The following is a 20,624-nucleotide window of genomic DNA, read 5'->3' on the forward strand; positions in this document are numbered from 1 at the left end:
GTAGGTGGCCGGAAAGCGACTGCGAAGTGTACGTTTCATCCATTCGAGCCGCACGGGATGGAGGGAACGTCCACCATGCCGGACCCGGCTGTCCCACCCACCCCACCGGTCCCGCTGGCCGCGCTGCTGGCCCGCGAGGACCTGGGGCTGCGGCAGATCGCGGGGCCCGCGGATCCGGACACGGTGATCCACTGGGCGCACACCTCGGAGATGGCGGACCCGTACCCGTATCTGCTGGGCGGTGAGCTGCTGCTGACGGCGGGGGTGCACATCCCGGAGGCGGCGGGCTCGGGCACCTACTTCGACGACTACGTCTCCCGGATCGTCACGGCGGGCGGCGTGGCGCTCGGCTTCGGCCTGGCACCCGTGCACGACACCGTCCCCCGGGCCCTGGTCGCGGCCTGCGACAGCTACGAACTGCCCCTGATCGAGGTGCCGCCCCGGACCACCTTCTCCGGCGTGGCCCGCGCGGTCTGGCAGCTGATGGCGCAGGCCCGGCACGCCGAACTCCGCCGTGTGACGGAGGCCCAGCAGAGCCTGGCCGCCGCCGCGTCCCGCCCGGACCCGGTGCCGTCGGTGCTGCGGCAGCTGGCCCGCCGGGTGGGCGGCCGAGCGGTGCTGTTCGGGCCGGACGGGGCGGAGGTCGCGGCGGCGGGGCGGGGTGCCGAGCGGACGCAGGCCGCAGGGGGCCTCGACGGCCGGCAGGTGCGGGACGCGTTGGCCGCGCTGGCCCGCGTCGTACAGCCCACGGCCCCGGTCCCGCCCGCCGGTCCGGCACCGGCCGGGCCGGGCGCCGGCGCCGGGCCGGGCAGCCCCACCTCCCCGACCGCCGCACACAACACCCCCTCCGCGGCCCCCGCCTCCGCCACCGACACCGTCTCCGGCCTCCACCTCGCCGCCTGGTCCCTCGGTGCCGGGCGCGGGTTCGTGCTCGGGGTCGTCAGTCCCCGCCGTGAGCCCGGGGACCACACCGTCGCCTCCGTCGCCGCCGTGCTGCTGTCCCTGCTCACCGGTGAGCATCAGAGCGGGTCGGGGGCCGCGCGGTCGTCCGCTCTGGTACGGCTGCTGCTGGGCGCGTCGGCCGAGGACGTGGCCCCGCTGCTCGGTGGCGGCCGGTGGGTCGTCGTGCACGCCCGGCCCGATGCGGGCGCTCCTGACCCCGTGGCCGCCTCCGCTCTCGGTGCGGCGCTCGGGTCACCGCTGGTCGACGCGGCGGGAGACGTCGTACGGGTGCTGCTGCCCGCCGAGCGGGAGCCGGGCCCGCAGCCGGGGTGGACGCTCGGGGTCAGTGCCGTCGCCGGGCCGGCGGAGTGGGCCCGCGCCGACGTCCAGGCAGGCCGGGCGCTGGCCCGCGCCCGGGCCGTCCGCGCCGGGCTGGTGCGGTACGGGGACCGCCCGGCGCTCGCGGACCTGGTGCCGCCTGCGGACGCCGAGGCGCATGCCCTGGCCCTGCTTGCGCCGCTGACCCCCGCCCTCGCCGAGACCCTGCGCACCTGGCTGTCCCTGCACGGCGGCTGGGACCGTACGGCGGTCGCCCTGGACGTGCACCGCAACACCGTGCGGCAGCGGATCGCGAAGTGCGCGGCGCTGCTGGAGCTGGACCTGGACGACCCGGACGTACGGATGGAGCTGTGGTTCGCGCTGCGGCGGCGGTGACCGCGTGACCCGCGTCCCAGCGTGCGGGATGCGCGGCGGCGGTGTGAAGGCGTGCATCAGAATGGGAGACATGCCGATACCCGGGACACCCAGCCGCGCCGAGCTCGTCGACCACCTTGTGAGAACCCGTATCGCGGGCGAGGTCGCCACCCCGCGGGAGAACAACCTCTCGCACTACCGCCAGCTGGCGAACGGCAACCGCCACTACTGGCTCGGGCTCGAGCTGGGGGACCGCTGGAGCGACGAGCAGGACGTGCTCGCGGTGATGGCGGAGCGGGTGGGGGTCAACGACGACCCGGAGTACCGGTACGGCCAGGACACCATCGACCCGGAGCTGACCGTCGGCGGTCTGGAGCGGATGGCGGCGCGGCTGCGCAAGGCGGCGGACGGGCAGCAGCGGGTGCTGTTCGCGACCGGCCACCCCGGCGGGCTCCTCGACGTCCACCACGCCACCGCCGCCGCGCTGCGCTCGGCCGGCTGCGAGATCGTGGTCATCCCGGACGGGCTCCAGACGGACGAGGGGTACGTCATGCAGTTCGCGGACGTGGCGGTCCTGGAGCACGGCGCGACGCTCTGGCACACCCACTCCGGCGACCCGATGAAGGCCATCCTCACGGCCTTGGAGCGCGAGGGCCGCCCGCTGCCGGACCTGGTCGTCGCCGACCACGGGTGGGCGGGGTACGCCGCCCAGCACGGCGTGGACTCCGTCGGGTACGCCGACTGCAACGACCCGGCGCTCTTCGTGGGCGAGTCGGAGGGCACGGTCCAGGTGACCGTCCCGCTCGACGACCACGTGGTGAGCCCGCGCCACTACGACCCGATGACGGCGTACCTGCTGAGCGAGGCGGGTCTGCGATAGGCCCCGGCGCACCTGGGCGCGAGGCGATCTGCGGCGGTTATGCGTCACCTGGGCGACGAGGCGGCCGCGGGAAGCTCGGGTCCCTGGGCAGCGAGGCGGCTGCGGGAAGCTCGGGTCCCTGGGCGCTGAGGCGACTGCGGTGGACCCGGCTCACCCGGGCACCGAGGCCGGCCTGCGGCAGGCCCCGAGTCACCCGGCCGCCGAGGCGGCCTGCGACAGGGCCCGGCCAGCTGGGGGCCGAGGCGGCTGCGGCTCACCCGGCTCATCTGGTCGCCGAGGCCACTCTGCCCCAGACCAGGGTCACCCGGGCGCCGAGGCCGGCCTGCGGCAGGCCCGGGTCATCTGACCGCCGAGGCCCGCCTGCGGCAGGCCCCGGGTCACCTCGGGGCCCGGACCACGCCCTCCTGGATCACCGAGATGGCCAGCTGGCCGTCCTGGGTCCAGATGCGGGCCTGGCCGAGGCCGCGGCCGCCGGAGGCCGACGGGGACTCCTGGTCGTACAGGAGCCAATCGTCGGCCCGGAAGGGGCGGTGGAACCACATCGCGTGGTCCAGCGAGGCACCGACGACGTCTCCGGTGGCCCAGCCGCCGCGGCCGTGCGCGAGGAGCACCGAGTCGAGGAGCGTCATGTCGGAGACGTACGTGGCGAGGACGACGTGCAGAAGCGGGTCGTCGGCGAGCTTCCCGTTGGTGCGGAACCACACCTGCGAGTGCGGTTCGCGCGGCTCGCCGAACCTGCCGTACGGCGGCTCCTCGGCGTAGCGCAGGTCGATGGCCTCACGGGCCTCCAGGAACCGCTCCACGACCGCCGGGTCCAGGTGGTCGTAGCCGCGCAGCCGCTCCTGCGAGGTGGGGAGCGTGGCCGGGTCGGGGGCGGCCGGCATGGCGGCCTGGTGCTCGAAGCCCTCCTCGTACCGCTGGAAGGACGCGGAGAGGGCGAAGATCGGCTGGCCGTGCTGGACCGCGAGGACCCGGCGGGCGGTGAAGGACCGGCCGTCGTTCATGCGGTCGACGGTGTAGACGATCGGTGCGCCGGGATCGCCCGGGCGCAGGAAGTACGCGTGCAGGGAGTGGGCGAGCCGGTCCTCGGGGACCGTGCGCCCGGCGGCGACCAGCGCCTGGGCGGCGACCTGCCCGCCGAAGACCCGGGGGACGACGGCGGGGCGGGAGGCGCCGCGGAAGATGTTCTCCTCGATCTGCTCGAGGTCGAGCAGATCGAGGAGGTCCTGAAGTGCCTGGCTCATGGAGCTGTTGTACCGGTCGCTGATTCCGCGCCGACTACAGGCCCATGTCCTTCGCGATGATCGACTTCATGATCTCGCTGGTGCCGCCGTAGATGCGGTTGACGCGGTTGTCCGCGTACAGGCGGGCGATCGGGTACTCGTTCATGAAGCCGTAGCCGCCGTGCAGCTGGAGGCAGCGGTCGATGACGCGGTGGGCGACCTCGGTGGCGAACAGCTTGGCGCTGGCGGCCTCGGCGGGGGTCAGCTCACCGGCGTCGAGAGCCTCCAGGGCGCGGTCCACGACGGCCTCGGCCGCGTCGACCTCGGCCTTGCAGGCGGCCAGCTCGAACTTGGTGTTCTGGAAGGACGCGACCGGCTTGCCGAAGACGGTGCGCTCCGTCACGTACTGCTGGGCGAACCGGACCGCGGCCTTGGCCTGCGCGTAGGCGCCGAAGGCGATGCCCCAGCGCTCGGAGGCGAGGTTGTGGCCGAGGTAGTAGAAGCCCTTGTTCTCCTCGCCGAGGAGGTCCTCGACGGGCACCTTGACGTCGACGAACGCCAGCTCGGCGGTGTCGGACGTCTTCAGGCCGAGCTTGTCCAGCTTGCGGCCGACGGAGTAGCCCTCGGACTTGGTGTCCACGGCGAACAGGGAGATGCCGAAGCGGCGGTCCTCGGCGGTCGGCGCGGAGGTGCGGGCGCAGACGATCACCCGGTCGGCGTGCACGCCACCGGTGATGAAGGTCTTGGCGCCGTTGAGGACGTAGTGCGTGCCGTCCTCGGAGAGCTTGGCGGTGGTCTTCATGCCCGCGAGGTCGGAGCCGGTGCCCGGCTCGGTCATCGCGAGGGCCCACATCTCCTCGGCGGAGACGAACTTGGGCAGGAAGCGCTTCTTCTGCTCGTCGGTGGCGAGCATCTTGATGTACGGCAGGCCGAGCAGGACGTGCACACCGGAGCCGCCGAACTGCACGCCCGCGCGCGCGGTCTCCTCGTACATCACGGCCTCGAACTTGTACGAGTCGATGCCGGCGCCGCCGTACTCCTCGTCCACGCGGATGCCGAAGATGCCGAGCTCGGCGAGCTTGTAGTAGAAGTCGCGGGGCGCCTGGCCGGCCGCGAACCACTCGTCGTAGACGGGCACGACCTCGGCCTCGATGAAGGCGCGGAGGGTCTCCCGGAACGCCTCGTGGTCCTCGTTGAACACCGTACGGCGCACCGCCGCCACCTCCACCTGACTCAAAGGGTCCATGTCTAAGCGCTTGCTCAGATCAACGGTACCGGCGAGTACGAAGAGGCGTCCAGAGCTGATCCCGTAACGCTCGTCACGCCCCGGCGGCCGCGAAGGCGCCGCGCGCCATCCGGTGCAGCAGGGCGGCCGTCGCCGCGCGGCCCGGGAGCGAACCCGGGCGGCCCAGGTGCGGGGTGGAGTTCAGGAGGCCGAAGACGGAGTGCACGGCGGAGCGGGCCGCGGGCTCCAGGAGGCCGGGGTAGACCTCGCGCAGGACCTCCACCCACAGCTCGACGTACTGGCGCTGGAGCTGGCGGACCAGCTTGCGGTCGCTGTCGCGCAGGCGGTCCAGCTCACGGTCGTGCAGGGTGATCAGGGGGCGGTCGTCGAGCGCGAAGTCGATGTGGCCCTCGATCAGGGAGTCGAGCAGCACCTCGGGGTCGCCGCCGTCCGACTCGGCGACCCGCCGCTTGCCGCCGGTCAGCAGCTGGCCGCTGATGCCCACCAACAGCTCGGCGAGCATCGCGTCCTTGCCCGCGAAGTGGCGGTAGAGGCCGGGGCCGCTGATGCCGACCGCGGCGCCTATCTCGTCCACGCCGACACCGTGGAACCCGCGCTCGGCGAAGAGCCGCGCGGCCTCCTTGAGGATCTGCTCGCGACGGGTGGGGGCGTCGGTTCTCGTGGCCATGCGAGCAATTCTAGACAGGGAGGTTAGCGGTCGTTAACCTAAAGGAAATGGTTAACGCTCATTAACAGGCGATCACTGGGTGAGGGGACCACCGGACATGGATCAGGCACCGGAGCTGACGAGCGCGGCAGACCCCGCGTCGGCGGCCTGGAAGGCCAACGAGGAGGCCCACCGGGCCCTCGTGGACGAGCTGCGCGGCAAGCTCGCCGCTGCCGCCCTGGGCGGCGGGGAGCGGGCGCGCGAGCGGCACACCGCGCGGGGCAAGCTGCTGCCCCGGGACCGCGTCGACACCCTGCTGGACCCGGGCTCGCCGTTCCTGGAGCTGGCCCCGCTCGCGGCCGACGGGATGTACGACGGACAGGCCCCGGCCGCCGGGGTCATCGCCGGGATCGGGCGGGTGAGCGGGCGCGAGTGCGTGGTCGTCGCCAACGACGCCACCGTCAAGGGCGGCACGTACTACCCGATGACGGTGAAGAAGCACCTGCGGGCCCAGGAGGTCGCCCTCGACAACCGGCTCCCCTGCATCTACCTGGTGGACTCCGGCGGCGCCTTCCTGCCCATGCAGGACGAGGTCTTCCCGGACCGCGAGCACTTCGGGCGGATCTTCTACAACCAGGCCCGGATGTCCGGCGCGGGCATCCCGCAGATCGCCGCGGTGCTCGGCTCGTGCACGGCCGGGGGCGCCTACGTCCCGGCCATGAGCGACGAGGCCGTCATCGTCCGCAACCAGGGCACGATCTTCCTGGGCGGCCCTCCCCTCGTGAAGGCCGCCACAGGCGAGGTCGTCACCGCGGAGGAGCTCGGCGGCGGCGAGGTGCACGCGCGCGTGTCCGGCGTCACCGACCACCTCGCCGAGGACGACGCCCACGCCCTGCGGATCGTGCGGAACATCGCCGCGACCCTCCCCGCGCGCGGGCCGCTGCCCTGGTCCGTCGAGCCCGCGGTGGAGCCCAAGGTCGACCCCTACGGCCTGTACGGCGCGGTGCCGGTGGACTCCCGCACCCCCTACGACGTCCGCGAGATCATCGCCCGCATCACCGACGGCTCCCGGTTCGCAGAGTTCAAGGCCGAGTTCGGGCAGACCCTCGTCACCGGGTTCGCCCGGATCCACGGCCACCCGGTCGGGATCATCGGCAACAACGGCATCCTGTTCTCCGAGTCCGCCCAGAAGGGCGCCCACTTCATCGAACTGTGCGACCAGCGCGGCATCCCGCTGCTGTTCCTCCAGAACATCTCCGGCTTCATGGTCGGCAAGGACTACGAGGCGGGTGGCATCGCCAAGCACGGCGCCAAGATGGTGACCGCGGTCGCCTGCACGCGCGTGCCCAAGCTGACCGTGGTCGTCGGCGGCTCCTACGGCGCCGGGAACTACTCCATGTGCGGCCGGGCCTACTCCCCCCGCTTCCTGTGGATGTGGCCCAACGCCAAGATCTCCGTCATGGGCGGCGAACAGGCCGCCTCCGTCCTCGCGACCGTGAAGCGGGACCAGCTGGAGGGGCGCGGGGAGACCTGGGCCGCCGAGGACGAGGAGACCTTCAAGGACCCGATCCGCGCCCAGTACGAGCGCCAGGGCAACGCCTACTACGCGACCGCCCGCCTCTGGGACGACGGGGTCATCGACCCGCTCGACACCCGTCAGGTGCTCGGCCTGGCCCTGACCGCATGCGCCAACGCGCCACTTTCCCAAAGGGACTACGACGCCCCCCAGTTCGGCGTCTTCCGGATGTGAGGACCCATGTTTGACACAGTGCTTGTCGCCAACCGGGGCGAGATCGCGGTCCGCGTCATCCGCACGCTCAGGTCCCTGGGCGTACGCTCCGTCGCCGTCTTCTCCGACGCGGACGCCGACGCCCGGCACGTCCGGGAGGCCGACACCGCCGTACGGCTGGGACCGGCGCCGGCGTCGGAGAGCTATCTGTCCGTGGAGCGGCTCCTGGAGGCGGCCGCCCGCACCGGCGCCCAGGCCGTCCACCCCGGCTACGGCTTCCTCGCGGAGAACGCGGCCTTCGCGCGCGCGTGCGTCGACGCGGGCCTGGTCTTCATCGGCCCGCCCGCGGACGCCATCGCGCTGATGGGCGACAAGATCCGCGCCAAGGAGACCGTCCAGGCGGCCGGGGTACCGGTCGTCCCCGGCGGCCGCGACCCCGAACTCACCGAGGCCGCCCGCGCGTTGGGCGCCCCCGTGCTCCTCAAGCCCAGCGCGGGCGGCGGCGGCAAGGGCATGCGGCTGGTGCGGGACCTCACCGTCCTGGAGGAGGAGATCGCCGCCGCCCGCCGCGAGGCCCGCTCCTCCTTCGGCGACGACACCCTGCTCGTGGAGCGCTGGGTGGACCGGCCCCGGCACATCGAGATCCAGGTCCTCGCCGACGGCCACGGCAACGTGATCCACCTCGGCGAGCGCGAGTGCTCCCTCCAGCGCCGCCACCAGAAGATCGTCGAGGAGGCGCCCAGCGTCCTCCTGGACGAGGCCACGCGCGCGTCCATGGGCGAGGCGGCGGTCCAGGCGGCCCGCTCCTGCGGCTACCGGGGCGCGGGCACCGTGGAGTTCATCGTGCCGGGCGACGACCCGTCCTCGTACTACTTCATGGAGATGAACACCCGCCTCCAGGTGGAGCACCCGGTCACCGAACTGGTCACCGGCCTCGACCTGGTGGAGTGGCAGCTGCGGGTCGCGGCGGGCGAGCGGCTGCCGTACGGGCAGGAGGGCGTCCGGCTGACCGGCCACGCGATCGAGGCCCGGATCTGCGCCGAGGACCCGGCACGCGGCTTCCTCCCCTCCGGGGGCACGGTGGTCAAGCTGCGCGAGCCCCAGGGCGACGGTGTGCGCACCGACTCCGGGCTCAGCGAGGGCACGGAGGTCGGCAGCCTGTACGACCCGATGCTGTCCAAGGTCATCGCGTACGGCCCCGACCGGGAGACCGCGCTCAGGAAGCTCAGGTCGGCCCTCGCGGAGACGGTGACGCTGGGCGTGCAGACCAACGCCGGGTTCCTGCGGCGGCTCCTCGCCCATCCGGACGTGGTGAAGGGCGAGTTGGACACCGGGCTCGTGGAGCGGGTGGTGGACGACCTGGTCAGCACGGACGTACCGGAGGAGGTGTACGAGGCGGCGGCGGCCGTACGGCTCGACGCGCTGCGGCCTCGTGAAGGGGGCTGGACCGACCCGTTCTCGGTGCCGAGCGGGTGGCGGATGGGGGGCGCTTCGAGGCCCGTCGGCTTCCACCTGCGGGTGCAGGACCCGGTCGAGTACGTCCCGCGCGGCACTCACACCCTCACCGACGACCAGGTCACCGTCACCCTCGACGGCGTCCGGCACACCTTCCACCGCGCCGCCGACTGGATCGGCCGGGACGGCGACGCCTGGCAGGTCCGGGACCACGACCCGGTGGCCGCGTCCCTCACCCGGGCCGCCCACGCCGGCGCCGACTCCCTCACCGCGCCGATGCCCGGCACGGTGACGGTGGTGAAGGTGGCGGTCGGGGACGAGGTGGCCGCGGGGCAGAGCCTGCTGGTCGTCGAGGCGATGAAGATGGAGCACGTCATCTCCGCCCCGCACGCCGGCACCGTCGCCGAGCTGGACGTCACGCCGGGCACCACGGTCGCCATGGACCAGGTGCTGGCCGTGATCGCACCCCACGAGGAGGTGGCGCGGTGAGCCTGCCCATGACCGTCCCCGAACCGGGGCTCCCGGCCCGCGTCCGTATCCACGAGGTCGGCGCCCGCGACGGCCTCCAGAACGAGAAGTCGACCGTGCCGACCGAGGTGAAGGCGGAGTTCGTGCGCCGCCTCGCCGAGGCCGGGCTGACGACGATCGAGGCGACCAGCTTCGTCCACCCGAAGTGGGTGCCCCAACTGGCCGACGCCGAGCAGCTGTTCCCGCAGATCAGCGACCTGTCGGTGGACCTGCCGGTGCTGGTGCCGAACGAACGCGGCCTGGACCGCGCCCTCGCGCTGGGCGCGACCCGCGTCGCCGTGTTCGCCAGCGCCACCGAGTCCTTCGCCAAGGCCAACCTCAACCGCACGGTCGACGAGGCGCTGGCCATGTTCGAGCCGGTCGTCGGCCGGGCGAAGGCCGAGGGCGTGCATGTGCGCGGCTACCTGTCGATGTGCTTCGGCGACCCCTGGGAGGGCGCGGTCCCGGTCCCCCAGGTCGTGCGCGTGTGCCGCGCGTTGCTCGACATGGGCTGCGACGAGCTGAGCCTCGGCGACACCATCGGGGTGGCGACCCCGGGCCATGTCCGCGCGCTGCTGACCGAACTCGACGTCCCCGTCGAGAAGGTGGGCGTGCACTTCCACGACACCTACGGCCAGGCCCTCGCCAACACCTACGCAGCCCTCCAGCACGGCGTCACCACCGTGGACGCCTCCGCGGGCGGCCTCGGCGGCTGCCCCTACGCCAAGTCCGCCACCGGCAACCTCGCCACCGAGGACCTCGTGTGGATGCTTCAAGGCCTCGGCATCGACACCGGTGTCGACCTCGGCCGTCTCGTCGCCACCAGCGCCTGGATGGCCGAACACCTGGGCCGACCCAGCCCGTCCCGCACCGTCCGCGCCCTCTCCCACCAGGAGTGAACTCCGATGGACCACCGCCTCTCCCCCGAGCTGGAAGAACTCCGCCGTACCGTCGAGGAGTTCGCCCATGACGTAGTGGCGCCCAAGATCGGCGAGTACTACGAGCACCACGAGTTCCCGTACGAGATCGTCCGCGAGATGGGCCGCATGGGCCTGTTCGGGCTGCCGTTCCCCGAGGAGTACGGCGGGATGGGCGGCGACTACCTGGCGCTCGGCCTCGTGCTGGAGGAACTCGCGCGCGTGGACTCGTCGGTGGCGATCACCCTGGAGGCCGGCGTCTCCCTGGGGGCCATGCCGCTGCACCTGTTCGGCACCGAGGAGCAGAAGCGCGAGTGGCTGCCCCGGCTGTGCTCCGGGGAGATCCTGGGCGCCTTCGGCCTGACCGAGCCGGACGGCGGCAGCGACGCCGGGGCGACCCGGACGACGGCCCGCCTCGACCCCGACACCGACGAGTGGGTGATCAACGGCACCAAGTGCTTCATCACCAACTCCGGCACCGACATCACGGGGTTGGTGACCGTCACCGCGGTCACCGGCCGCAAGCCCGACGGCAAGCCGCTGATCTCCTCGATCATCGTCCCCTCGGGCACGCCCGGCTTCACGGTCGCGGCGCCGTACTCGAAGGTCGGCTGGAACGCCTCGGACACCCGTGAGCTGTCCTTCGCGGACGTCCGGGTCCCGGCGGCGAACCTGCTGGGCGAACAGGGCCGCGGCTACGCCCAGTTCCTGCGGATCCTCGACGAGGGCCGGATCGCCATCGCGGCGCTCGGGACCGGGCTCGCCCAGGGCTGTGTGGACGAGTCGGTGAAGTACGCGAAGGAGCGGGAGGCGTTCGGGAGGCCCATCGGCGCCAACCAGGCCATCCAGTTCAAGATCGCCGACATGGAGATGAAGGCCCACACGGCCCGGCTCGCCTGGCGCGACGCGGCCTCGCGGCTGGTGGCCGGCGAGCCCTTCAAGAAGGAGGCGGCCCTCGCCAAGCTGTACTCCTCCACGGTCGCCGTGGACAACGCCCGGGACGCCACCCAGATCCACGGCGGCTACGGCTTCATGAACGAGTACCCGGTGGCCCGGATGTGGCGCGACTCCAAGATCCTGGAGATCGGCGAGGGCACGAGCGAGGTCCAGCGGATGCTGATCGCAAGGGAGTTGGGGCTGGCCGGTTAGGCCGAGGGCACCCTCGGCCCGGACGGGGCGGCGCACCCACCCTCTGGACAATTGATGAGGTTAGGCTAACCTACCTTGGAACTTGTCCGGCGGGCGCTTCGCCCCGTTCGAAAGCAGCCACACATGTCCCACGCAAGAGTCGCCCACCTCACCCGCCGTGGCATCCTCGCCGCGGGTGGCGCCCTCGGCCTCGGCGCCGTGCTCGCAGCCTGCGGAGACGACGACTCCAGCGCGACGGGCAGCGACAAGGGGACCACGGCCGCCAAGTCCGGCCCCTGGTCCTTCAAGGACGACCGCGGCACCACCGTGAAGCTGGACAAGGTCCCCACGAAGATCGTCGCCTTCACCGGGGTCGCGGCCGCGCTCTACGACTACGGCATCGAGGTCAAGGGCGTCTTCGGTCCCACCAAGACCAAGGACGGCAAGGCCGATGTCCAGGCCGGCGACATGGACGTCAGCAAGCTGACGGTCTTCGGCAACGTCTGGGACCAGTTCAACGTCGAGCAGTACGCGGCCTTCGCGCCCGAGGTCCTCATCACCACCATGTTCGACAGCGCGGGCACGCTCTGGTACGTCCCGGCCGCCTCCGCCTCCAAGATCGCGAAGCTCGCGCCGAGCGTCGGCATCTCCGTGTACGACCGTCAGCTCACCGCGCCGCTCCAGAAGGTGTGGGAGCTGGCCGAGTCCCTCGGCGCGGACATGACGGCGGCCAAGGTCACCGACGCGAAGAAGCGGTTCGAAGCGGCGTCGGAGCGACTGCGGGCGGCCGCCAAGGCCCACCCCGACATCAAGGTGCTCGCCGGGTCCGCCGCACAGGACGTCTTCTACGTCTCCGGCTCCAACCTCTCCGTCGACCTCGAGTACTTCAAGGCGCTCGGGGTGAACTTCGTGGAGCCGTCGGCGTCCGTACTGAAGGCTTCCGGTGGCTGGTACGAGTCGCTGAGCTGGGAGAACGTCGACAAGTACCCGGCGGACATCATCATGATGGACGACCGTACGGCGACGATCCAGCCGGCCGACATCACCGAGGCGACCTGGAAGAAGCTGCCCGCCGTGAAGGCGGGGCAGGTCATCTCGCGTTCTCCCGAGCCGATTCCGTCGTACGACAAGTGCGTGGCGATGGTGGAGAACCTGGCGAAGGCGATCGAGACCGCGAAGAAGGTCAGTTAACCCCTTCCGTCTTCCTGAACCTCAGGAGCTCTGTATGACCACGGCCGTAGCCGCCCCGTTCCGTTTCTTCTCACTCCAGGTGGTACGGACGAGGCGGCTCGGGCCGTCCTCGGTCCGCGTCACCTTCACCGGAGACGACCTCGGCGCGTTCCACTCGCACGGGCACGACCAGTCCCTGTCGCTCTTCCTCCCCGCCGAGGGGCGGACCGAGCCCGGGGTTCCCGTCGAGCTCGGGGACGGGTGGTGGCAGGCCTGGCGGGAGCAGCCCGATGACGTGCGGGCGGTGATGCGGTCGTACACCCTGCGAGCTCTCCGCCGCGAACCCGACGAGATCGACCTCGACTTCGTGCTGCACGAGCCCGCCGGGCCCGCGTCCCGGTGGGCCGCACGTGCCTCCGCCGGTGACAGGGTCCAGTTGCTCGGGCCCGCGATCGCCGACAACCGGGCCATCCGGTTCCGTCCGCCCGCCGACACCGATCTCGTGCTGCTGTGGGGCGACGAGACGGCGCTGCCCGCCGTCTCCGCGATCCTCGAGGCGCTGCCCGCCGGACAGCGGGCCCGGGTCTGGCTGGAGGTGCACGACGCCGGGGACATCCAGGATCTGGCGACCGACGCGGACGCCGAGATCACCTGGCTCGTCGGAGAGAGTGCGCTCGACGTCATCCGGGAGACCCAACTTCCGCCCGCCACGCATCCCTACGCCTGGATCGCCGGGGAGTCCGGGTGCGTGAAGGAGCTGCGGCGGCACTTCGTGCGCGAGCGCGGGGTCGACCGGCGCCGGGTGACGTTCGTGGGGTACTGGCGGCTCGGCATGACCGAGGAGCAGCTGCGCGCGGCCGAATGACCGCCGTGGACGTGACGGCGGTCACGGCAGGGGCGGGTTTCCCTCCTGTTTAGTTAGGTTAGGCTTACCTAAGTTGAAGCCGGGATCACCACCCCGCTCCTGCCCCGTCCCGCACGGATCGTCCCCACCGGAGGACCCCAGCATGCGCTCGCACCTGCTCAATGACACGACCGCGGAGACGTACCGCCGCTCCGTGACCGAAGGAATCGAGCGGGTGGCGGCCAAACTCGCCACCACCACCAAGCCGTTCACCGGCGTCGGCGTCGACGCCCTCTCCCCCCGCATCGACGAGATCGACCTCGACAAGCCCCTGCTGGACACCACGGCGGTGCTCGACGAGCTGGAGGACGTCTACCTCCGGGACGCGGTCTACTTCCACCACCCCCGCTACCTCGCCCACCTCAACTGCCCGGTCGTCATCCCGGCCGTGCTCGGCGAGGCGGTCCTCTCCGCCGTCAACTCCTCCCTGGACACCTGGGACCAGTCCGCCGGCGGCACCCTCATCGAGCGCAAGCTGATCGACTGGACGACCGCACGCATCGGTCTGGGCCCGGTCGCCGACGGCGTGTTCACCTCGGGCGGCACCCAGTCCAACCTCCAGGCCCTGCTGCTGGCCCGCGAGGAGGCCAAGACCGACAACCTGGCCGACCTGCGGATCTTCGCCTCCGAGGTCAGCCACTTCAGCGTGAAGAAGTCCGCCAAACTCCTCGGCCTGGGCGCCGATTCGGTCGTCTCCGTCCCCGTGGGCGCCGACAAGCGGATGCAGACGGTCGCGCTCGCCCGCGAGCTGGAGCGCTGCGAGCGGGAGGGCCTCGTCCCGATGGCCGTCGTCGCCACCGCCGGCACCACCGACTTCGGCTCCATCGACCCGCTGCCCGAGATCGCCGGACTGTGCGAGCAGTACGGCGCCTGGATGCACGTCGACGCGGCCTACGGCTGCGGACTGCTGGCCTCCCTGAAGTACCGGGACCGCATCGACGGCATCGAGCGCGCCGACTCCGTCACCGTCGACTACCACAAGTCCTTCTTCCAGCCGGTGAGTTCGTCCGCCGTGCTGGTGCGCGACGCGGCCACGCTGCGGCACGCCACCTACCACGCCGAGTACCTGAACCCGCGCCGCATGGTGCAGGAACGAATCCCCAACCAGGTGGACAAGTCCCTCCAGACCACCCGCCGCTTCGACGCCCTCAAGCTGTGGATGACCCTGCGCGTGATGGGCGCCGACGGCATCGGAGAGCTCTTCGACGAGGTCTGCGACCTGGCCGCCGAGGGCTGGAAGCTGCTCGCCGCCGACCCTCGCTTCGACGTCGTGGTCGAGCCCAGCCTCTCCACCCTCGTCTTCCGCTACATCCCGGCCGCGGTCACCGACCCCGCCGAGATCGACCGCGCCAACCTGTACGCCCGCAAGGCCCTGTTCGCCTCCGGTGACGCGGTGGTCGCGGGCACCAAGGTGGGCGGCCGCCACTACCTGAAGTTCACCCTGCTCAACCCCGAGACGACGGTCGAGGACATGTCCGCCGTCCTCGACCTGATCGCCGGCCACGCCGAGCAGTACCTGGGAGAGTCCCTTGACCGCGCGTCCTGAAGTCCCGACCAAGACCTACGACTTCGTGGGGATCGGGCTCGGCCCGTTCAACCTCGGCCTCGCCTGTCTCACCGAGCCCATCGACGAACTCGACGGGATCCTCCTGGAGTCGAAGCCCGACTTCGAGTGGCACGCCGGCATGTTCCTGGACGGCGCCCACCTCCAGACCCCGTTCATGTCGGACCTGGTCACCCTCGCCGACCCGACCTCGCCGTACTCCTTCCTCAACTACCTGAAGGAGAAAGGGCGGCTGTACTCGTTCTACATCCGCGAGAACTTCTACCCGCTGCGGGTGGAGTACGACGACTACTGCCGCTGGGCCGCGAACAAGCTGAGCAACGTCCGCTTCGGCACGACGGTCACCGAGGTGACGTACGAGGACGAGGTGTACGTCGTACGCACCGACACCGGTGCCGAGTTCCGCGCCCGCCACCTGGTCCTCGGCACCGGCACCTCCCCGCACCACCCGGAGGCCGTGCGCGGTCTGGGCGGCGACTTCTTCCACAACTCCCGCTACATGCAGCACAAGGCGGAGCTCCAGCGGAAGGAGTCGATCACGATCGTCGGCTCCGGGCAGTCCGCGGCGGAGATCTACCACGACCTGCTCTCCGAGATCGACGTGCACGGGTACCGGCTGAACTGGGTCACCCGCTCCCCGCGCTTCTTCCCCCTCGAATACACCAAGCTCACGCTGGAGATGACCTCCCCGGAGTACATCGACTACTACCGCGAGCTGCCCGAGGCCACCCGCTACCGGCTCACCGCCGAGCAGAAGGGCCTGTTCAAGGGCATCGACGGCGACCTGATCAACGAGATCTTCGACCTGCTCTACCAGAAGAACCTCGGCGGCCCGGTGCCCACCCGTCTCCTCACCAACTCCTCGCTGCGCAGCGCCCGTCACGAGAACGGCACGTACACGCTCGGCTTCCGCCAGGAGGAGCAGGAGAAGGACTTCGAGATCGAGACGCAGGGCCTGGTCCTCGCCACCGGCTACAAGTACGCCGAACCGGAGTTCCTCGCCCCGGTCAGAGACCGCCTGGTGTACGACTCCCAGGGCAACTTCGACGTCTCCCGCACCTACGCGATCGACGTGACGGGCAGAGGCGTCTTCCTCCAGAACGCCGGAGTCCACACCCACAGCATCACCAGCCCCGACCTGGGCATGGGTGCCTACCGCAACAGCTGCATCATCCGTGAGCTGCTCGGCACCGAGTACTACCCGGTCGAGAAGACGATCGCGTTCCAGGAGTTCTCCGTATGACCACCCCCCACACCTTCACCTTCCGCCCGCTCGACCCGCTCAAGGACGCCGAGCTGCTGCACGGGTGGGTCACGCATCCCAAGGCCGCGTTCTGGATGATGCAGGACGCGACACTGGAGGATGTCGAGCGCGCCTACATGGACATCGCGGCCGACGAGCACCACCACGCGCTGCTCGGCCTCGACAAGGACGGCGAGCCCGCCTTCCTGATGGAGAAGTACGACCCCGCCCACCGCGAGCTGGTCGGCCTGTACGAGCCGCGGCCCGGTGACATCGGCATGCACTTCCTCACCCCGGCCACCGACACGCCCGTCCACGGCTTCACCCGGTCCGTCATCACCGCCGTCATGGCCCACCTCTTCGAGGACCCGGCCGTCCAGCGGGTCGTCGTGGAACCCGATGTCTCCAACAAGGCCGTCCACGCCCTGAACGAGGCGGTCGGGTTCGTGCCCGAGCGTGAGATCCAGAAGCCGGAGAAGAAGGCCCTGTTGAGCTTCTGCACCCGGGATCAGTTCCTGGCCGCGACGGGGGTGACCGCGTGAGCCTCACCGACGCCGTCGCCCACCTCTCCCCCGAACGCTGGGACACCGCCAACCGACTGCTGATCCGCAAGGCCCTCGCCGAGTTCGCGCACGAGCGGCTGATCGAGCCCGAGGAGACCGACAAGGACCAGTACGTCGTCCGCAGCGACGACGGCAAGACCCGCTACGACTTCACCGCGGTCCGCCGTTCCCTCGACCACTGGCAGGTCGACGCCGACTCGATCACCCGGCACCGCGACGGCACCGGACTCCCCCTCGCGGCCCTGGACTTCTTCATCGAGCTGAAGGACACCCTCGGCCTGAGCGACGAGATCCTGCCGGTCTACCTGGAGGAGATCTCCTCCACCCTCTCCGGCACCTGCTACAAGCTCACCAAGCCGCAGGTCCCGGTCGCCGAGTTGGTGACGGCCGGCTTCCAGGACATCGAGACCGGCATGACCGAGGGCCACCCCTGCTTCGTCGCCAACAACGGCCGGCTCGGCTTCGGCGTCCACGAGTACCTCTCGTACGCCCCCGAGACCGCGAGCCCGGTCCGTCTGGTCTGGCTCGCCGCCCACCGCTCCCGCGCCGCGTTCACGGCCGGCGTCGGCATCACGTACGAGTCCTTCGTACGCGAGGAGCTGGGCGAGGAGACCGTCGAGCGCTTCCACGGCGTCCTGCGCGCCAAGGAGCTCGACCCGGCCGACTACCTGCTCATCCCGGTCCACCCCTGGCAGTGGTGGAACAAGCTCGCCGTCACCTTCGCCGCCGAGGTCGCCCGTGACCTCCTGGTGTGCCTGGGCGAGGGCGACGACGAGTACCTGGCCCAGCAGTCCATCCGGACCTTCTTCAACCGGTCGCACCCCGAGAAGCACTACGTGAAGACGGCCCTGTCCGTCCTCAACATGGGCTTCATGCGCGGACTCTCGGCCGCGTACATGGAGGCGACCCCGGCCATCAACGACTGGCTCGCCCAGCTCATCGAGGGCGATCCGGTGCTCAAGTCCACCGGTCTGTCGATCATCCGCGAGCGGGCCGCGGTGGGCTACCGGCACCTGGAGTACGAGGCCGCCACGGACCGCTACTCGCCGTACCGCAAGATGCTGGCCGCGCTGTGGCGGGAGAGCCCGGTGCCGTCCCTCCAGGACGGCGAGTCGCTCGCCACCATGGCCTCCCTGGTCCACGTCGACCACGAGGGCCGGTCCTTCGCGGGCGCGCTCATCGAGCGGTCCGGCCTCACCCCGACCGACTGGCTGCGCCGCTACCTGCGCGCCTACTACACCCCGCTCCTGCACAGTTTCTACGCCTACGACCTGGTGTTCATGCCGCACGGCGAGAACGTCATCCTGGTCCTGAGGGACGGCGTGATCGAGCGGGCGGTCTACAAGGACATCGCCGAGGAGATCGCCGTCATGGACCCGGAGGCGGTGCTGCCGCCCGCGGTCGAGCGGCTGCGGGTCGAGGTCCCGGACGACAAGAAGCTGCTGTCGATCTTCACGGACGTCTTCGACTGCTTCTTCCGCTTCCTCGCCGCGAACCTCGCCACCGAGGGGATCCTGGAGGAGGACGACTTCTGGCGGACGGTCGCCGAGGTCACCCGCGACTACCAGCACTCGGTGCCCGAACTGGCCGACAGGTTCCGGCAGTACGACATGTTCGCGCCCGAGTTCGCCCTGTCCTGCCTCAACCGGCTCCAGCTGCGCAACAACAAGCAGATGGTCGACCTGGCGGACCCCTCGGGCGCCCTGCAACTGGTAGGCACCCTGACCAACCCCCTCGCGGGCCGGTAGGACCGCGCCGGGGTTGCTCGCGGTGACGGGCCAGGCCAGGTCTGCGCACCCGGCCCGGCCCGCCGGGCTACTTCGCCTTGCGCGCCACCGTGAAGTGGTCGATGCGGTCGCCGGTCTCGGCGATGCCCGACACCCTCAGCTTCGCGTAGTGGCCGCGCGGGGCGGGCTCCACGTCCACGCGCAGGAAGGAGTAGTCGAGGTAGCGCACCCGGGACCAGGCGACGGTCTCGTTGACCTTGCCGTCCTTGGTGTTGATGAAGGAGGCGACCGAGTCGACCTCGTTCAGGTGCCCCTCGTAGGAGTCCGGCGCGGTGAACGCGTACAGGCTGCGGCCGGCCGCGCCCGCCGTGACGTAGACGACGCCCTCGGTCTCGGGGTACGCGGTCTCGCCGATCGGGAGCTTCTTGACGACCTTGTCGCCCTTGATGACGTCGGTGCGCTCGTACTGGTGGTTGTGGCCGTTGATGACCAGGTCCACCGTGTACTTATCGAACAACGGCACCCACTCCTGGCGCACGCCCCCCTCCGAGGCGTGCGCGGTGGAGGTGCAGTACGCGCAGTGGTGGAAGAACACCACGATGAAGTCGATGTCCTTGGCCGCCCGGTACTTCTTCAGCTGCGCCTCGAACCATGTGGTCTGGGTGCCGCCGGAGATGCCGAGGTTGGCCGGGATCTCGAAGGAGACGTCGTTCGGGTCCAGCGAGATGATCGCGGTGTTGCCGTGGACGAAGGAGTAGACGCCCGGCAGGTGCTTCTTGTCCGGCCCGTTGTCGGGGAGCGTGAAGCGGGCCTCCTCGCCGCCGTAGCCGTTGGGCGAGTACCAGGCCTCCATGTCGTGGTTGCCGAAACTGACCATCCACGGAACGGACTTGGCGACCGACTCGGTCTGGGCGAGGAACTGGTCCCACACCCGCGAGTCGAAGCCGGTGTCGGCGGACTTGCCCTGGCCGGCCGGGTCGGCGTAGGCGATGTCGCCGGCGTGCAGGTGGAAGGCCGGGTTCTGGCCGAGGATCAGGCTGTCGTTGGCGAGGCCGTGGTAGCTGACGCCCTGGTCGCCGAAGGCCGTGAAGGTGAACGGCTTCTTGTGCGCGGGCGCGGTGGTGAAGGTGCCCAGGGTGCCCGCCAGGTGCGCCTCGGCCGGGTCGAAGCCCTGGTGGCCGACACCGTAGTAGTAGGTCCGGCCCGGCTTGAGGTGACTCAGCCTGGCGTGGACGTAGTACTGGGTGTGGTCGCCGCTGGCGCCGACACCGGCCGGGGTGTAGAGGGTGCGCACCTCGGCCTCGATCTTGCGGGAGAGGTCCCAGGGGTGGGCGCCGATGCGGACGAAGGGCTTCCTGACCGCGACCGGGACCTGCCACGAGATCGTCATCTCGGTGCGGGCGTCGGCGCCGTAGGCGAGGTGCCGCCCGAAGGGGGCGACCAGGGAGCCGTCGACCGTCGCGGCGGAGGCGAAGGTCCGGGTGGGCGTGGCGGCCTGGGCGACGGCGCCCGGCACGAACGCGCCACCGGTGACGGCGCCCAGGGTGACGGCGCCGCCCCTGATCATGGTGCGCCGGGAGAATCTGGCGCGCAGGTACTCGTGCTGTTCGGCCATGCTCATGCGCTCGGCGAGCTGGTCCGGTACTCCCATGCGAGGAATGTCCATGGCGTCTGAAACTCGTCTCCGCGGGCAACGGGGTGTGGGACGGAGGATGGATAGCTTGCGAACAGACGTTCATAAGAACATCAACAGCAGCCTGCCCGATATCGGGCAGGATTCTTGCGAAACGGCTCCCGGTCCCCCAGGATCTACCGGGTGCACGACGAACTTGTTGATCATCTGACGCGGTCCACGCCCCTCAGCCGGGGCGAGGCACAGCGGGTGATCCAGGACGTGCTCGCGTTCTTCGACGAGACGACCGAGGAGTACGTCCGTCGCCGCCACCGCGAACTCCAGGCCCAGGGCCTGGTGAACGCGGAGATCTTCGGACGGATCGAGGCGGACCTGAAATATCGAGCGGTGGCGCCGCCGGAGCTGACACTGAGGCAGCTGCGCCGCATGGTCTACGGCTAGGGGACACAAGCTA

17 protein-coding genes are annotated in these 20,624 nt (G+C 70.8%); 13 read left to right on the top strand and 4 right to left on the bottom strand.

Annotated elements, in window-relative coordinates; all coding sequences use genetic code 11:
* Positions 1-75 precede the first annotated feature (75 nt).
* On the top strand, positions 76-1,656 hold the full coding sequence (locus H295_RS0139475; RefSeq protein ID WP_020140881.1) for a PucR family transcriptional regulator: 1,581 nt from the start codon (positions 76-78) through the stop codon (positions 1,654-1,656).
* Positions 1,657-1,726: 70 nt separating this feature from the next.
* The gene (locus tag H295_RS0139480) at positions 1,727-2,515 is read left to right on the top strand and encodes a phosphatase (RefSeq protein WP_020140882.1); all 789 of its coding nucleotides are present in this window, start codon (positions 1,727-1,729) and stop codon (positions 2,513-2,515) included.
* 377 nt (positions 2,516-2,892) lie between these two features.
* On the opposite strand, the gene H295_RS0139485 is transcribed toward H295_RS0139480, so the two are convergent.
* The 3 genes from H295_RS0139485 to H295_RS0139495 all read right to left on the bottom strand — a co-directional run bounded on the left by H295_RS0139485 (position 2,893) and on the right by H295_RS0139495 (position 5,651).
* On the bottom strand, positions 2,893-3,759 hold the full coding sequence (locus H295_RS0139485; protein ID WP_020140883.1) for an acyl-CoA thioesterase: 867 nt from the start codon (positions 3,757-3,759) through the stop codon (positions 2,893-2,895).
* A gap of 34 nt (positions 3,760-3,793) precedes the next feature.
* The gene (locus H295_RS0139490; RefSeq protein ID WP_028810172.1) at positions 3,794-4,951 is read right to left on the bottom strand and encodes an acyl-CoA dehydrogenase family protein; all 1,158 of its coding nucleotides are present in this window, start codon (positions 4,949-4,951) and stop codon (positions 3,794-3,796) included.
* Positions 4,952-5,057: 106 nt separating this feature from the next.
* The gene (locus H295_RS0139495) at positions 5,058-5,651 is read right to left on the bottom strand and encodes a TetR/AcrR family transcriptional regulator (RefSeq protein ID WP_020140885.1); all 594 of its coding nucleotides are present in this window, start codon (positions 5,649-5,651) and stop codon (positions 5,058-5,060) included.
* 97 nt (positions 5,652-5,748) lie between these two features.
* Here H295_RS0139495 and H295_RS0139500 point away from each other — a divergent pair, with 97 nt between their 5' ends.
* The 10 genes from H295_RS0139500 (at position 5,749) to H295_RS0139545 (ending at position 18,558) form a co-directional block, all read left to right on the top strand.
* Entirely contained in the window at positions 5,749-7,380 is a 1,632-nt protein-coding gene (locus H295_RS0139500) for a carboxyl transferase domain-containing protein (RefSeq protein WP_020140886.1), read from the top strand.
* A 6-nt stretch (positions 7,381-7,386) separates the two neighbouring features.
* On the top strand, positions 7,387-9,303 hold the full coding sequence (locus H295_RS0139505) for an acetyl/propionyl/methylcrotonyl-CoA carboxylase subunit alpha (protein WP_028810173.1): 1,917 nt from the start codon (positions 7,387-7,389) through the stop codon (positions 9,301-9,303).
* Positions 9,300-10,220 carry a hydroxymethylglutaryl-CoA lyase gene (locus H295_RS0139510; RefSeq protein ID WP_020140888.1) on the top strand — a complete coding sequence of 307 codons (921 nt, stop codon included), beginning with the start codon at positions 9,300-9,302 and terminating at the stop codon, positions 10,218-10,220. Before H295_RS0139505 ends, H295_RS0139510 begins: the two co-directional genes overlap by 4 nt.
* A gap of 6 nt (positions 10,221-10,226) precedes the next feature.
* Positions 10,227-11,387 (top strand): acyl-CoA dehydrogenase family protein, encoded by a 1,161-nt coding sequence (locus H295_RS0139515; RefSeq protein WP_020140889.1) that lies wholly within the window; start codon positions 10,227-10,229, stop codon positions 11,385-11,387.
* A gap of 123 nt (positions 11,388-11,510) precedes the next feature.
* A complete protein-coding gene (locus H295_RS0139520) occupies positions 11,511-12,557 on the top strand; it encodes an ABC transporter substrate-binding protein (protein ID WP_020140890.1) in 1,047 nt (348 codons plus the stop codon).
* Positions 12,558-12,591: 34 nt separating this feature from the next.
* Complete coding sequence (locus H295_RS0139525; protein WP_020140891.1) at positions 12,592-13,401, top strand: siderophore-interacting protein; 810 nt, start codon at positions 12,592-12,594, stop codon at positions 13,399-13,401.
* A gap of 142 nt (positions 13,402-13,543) precedes the next feature.
* Complete coding sequence (gene desA / locus H295_RS0139530; RefSeq protein ID WP_020140892.1) at positions 13,544-14,986, top strand: lysine decarboxylase DesA; 1,443 nt, start codon at positions 13,544-13,546, stop codon at positions 14,984-14,986.
* Positions 14,970-16,247 (top strand): lysine N(6)-hydroxylase/L-ornithine N(5)-oxygenase family protein, encoded by a 1,278-nt coding sequence (locus H295_RS0139535; protein WP_020140893.1) that lies wholly within the window; start codon positions 14,970-14,972, stop codon positions 16,245-16,247. Before desA ends, H295_RS0139535 begins: the two co-directional genes overlap by 17 nt.
* Positions 16,244-16,789: a GNAT family N-acetyltransferase gene (locus H295_RS0139540; RefSeq protein WP_020140894.1), complete on the top strand. Its 546-nt coding sequence runs from the start codon at positions 16,244-16,246 to the stop codon at positions 16,787-16,789. The genes H295_RS0139535 and H295_RS0139540 overlap by 4 nt, the downstream gene beginning before the upstream one ends.
* Positions 16,786-18,558 (top strand): IucA/IucC family protein, encoded by a 1,773-nt coding sequence (locus H295_RS0139545; RefSeq protein WP_020140895.1) that lies wholly within the window; start codon positions 16,786-16,788, stop codon positions 18,556-18,558. Before H295_RS0139540 ends, H295_RS0139545 begins: the two co-directional genes overlap by 4 nt.
* Before the next feature lie 67 nt (positions 18,559-18,625).
* Here H295_RS0139545 and H295_RS0139550 read toward each other — a convergent pair whose 3' ends face one another.
* Positions 18,626-20,188 (bottom strand): purple acid phosphatase family protein, encoded by a 1,563-nt coding sequence (locus tag H295_RS0139550; RefSeq protein WP_020140896.1) that lies wholly within the window; start codon positions 20,186-20,188, stop codon positions 18,626-18,628.
* Positions 20,189-20,353: 165 nt separating this feature from the next.
* Between H295_RS0139550 and H295_RS0139555 the strand changes: the two genes are divergently transcribed.
* Entirely contained in the window at positions 20,354-20,611 is a 258-nt protein-coding gene (locus H295_RS0139555) for a hypothetical protein (RefSeq protein ID WP_020140897.1), read from the top strand.
* Positions 20,612-20,624 lie beyond the last annotated feature (13 nt).

Source organism: Streptomyces sp. 351MFTsu5.1 (genome assembly GCF_000383655.1).
Taxonomy (GTDB): domain Bacteria; phylum Actinomycetota; class Actinomycetes; order Streptomycetales; family Streptomycetaceae; genus Streptomyces; species Streptomyces griseorubiginosus.

Bases quoted from the DNA above. Each gene is read 5' to 3' on its own strand.
- H295_RS0139475 (WP_020140881.1), top strand. From the start codon at position 76: ATGCCGGACCCGGCTGTCCCACCCACCCCACCGGTCCCGCTGGCCGCG.
- H295_RS0139480 (WP_020140882.1), top strand. From the start codon at position 1,727: ATGCCGATACCCGGGACACCCAGCCGCGCCGAGCTCGTCGACCACCTT.
- H295_RS0139485 (WP_020140883.1), bottom strand. From the start codon at position 3,759: ATGAGCCAGGCACTTCAGGACCTCCTCGATCTGCTCGACCTCGAGCAG.
- H295_RS0139495 (WP_020140885.1), bottom strand. From the start codon at position 5,651: ATGGCCACGAGAACCGACGCCCCCACCCGTCGCGAGCAGATCCTCAAG.
- H295_RS0139500 (WP_020140886.1), top strand. From the start codon at position 5,749: ATGGATCAGGCACCGGAGCTGACGAGCGCGGCAGACCCCGCGTCGGCG.
- H295_RS0139505 (WP_028810173.1), top strand. From the start codon at position 7,387: ATGTTTGACACAGTGCTTGTCGCCAACCGGGGCGAGATCGCGGTCCGC.
- H295_RS0139515 (WP_020140889.1), top strand. From the start codon at position 10,227: ATGGACCACCGCCTCTCCCCCGAGCTGGAAGAACTCCGCCGTACCGTC.
- H295_RS0139520 (WP_020140890.1), top strand. From the start codon at position 11,511: ATGTCCCACGCAAGAGTCGCCCACCTCACCCGCCGTGGCATCCTCGCC.
- H295_RS0139525 (WP_020140891.1), top strand. From the start codon at position 12,592: ATGACCACGGCCGTAGCCGCCCCGTTCCGTTTCTTCTCACTCCAGGTG.
- desA (WP_020140892.1), top strand. From the start codon at position 13,544: ATGCGCTCGCACCTGCTCAATGACACGACCGCGGAGACGTACCGCCGC.
- H295_RS0139540 (WP_020140894.1), top strand. From the start codon at position 16,244: ATGACCACCCCCCACACCTTCACCTTCCGCCCGCTCGACCCGCTCAAG.
- H295_RS0139550 (WP_020140896.1), bottom strand. From the start codon at position 20,188: ATGGGAGTACCGGACCAGCTCGCCGAGCGCATGAGCATGGCCGAACAG.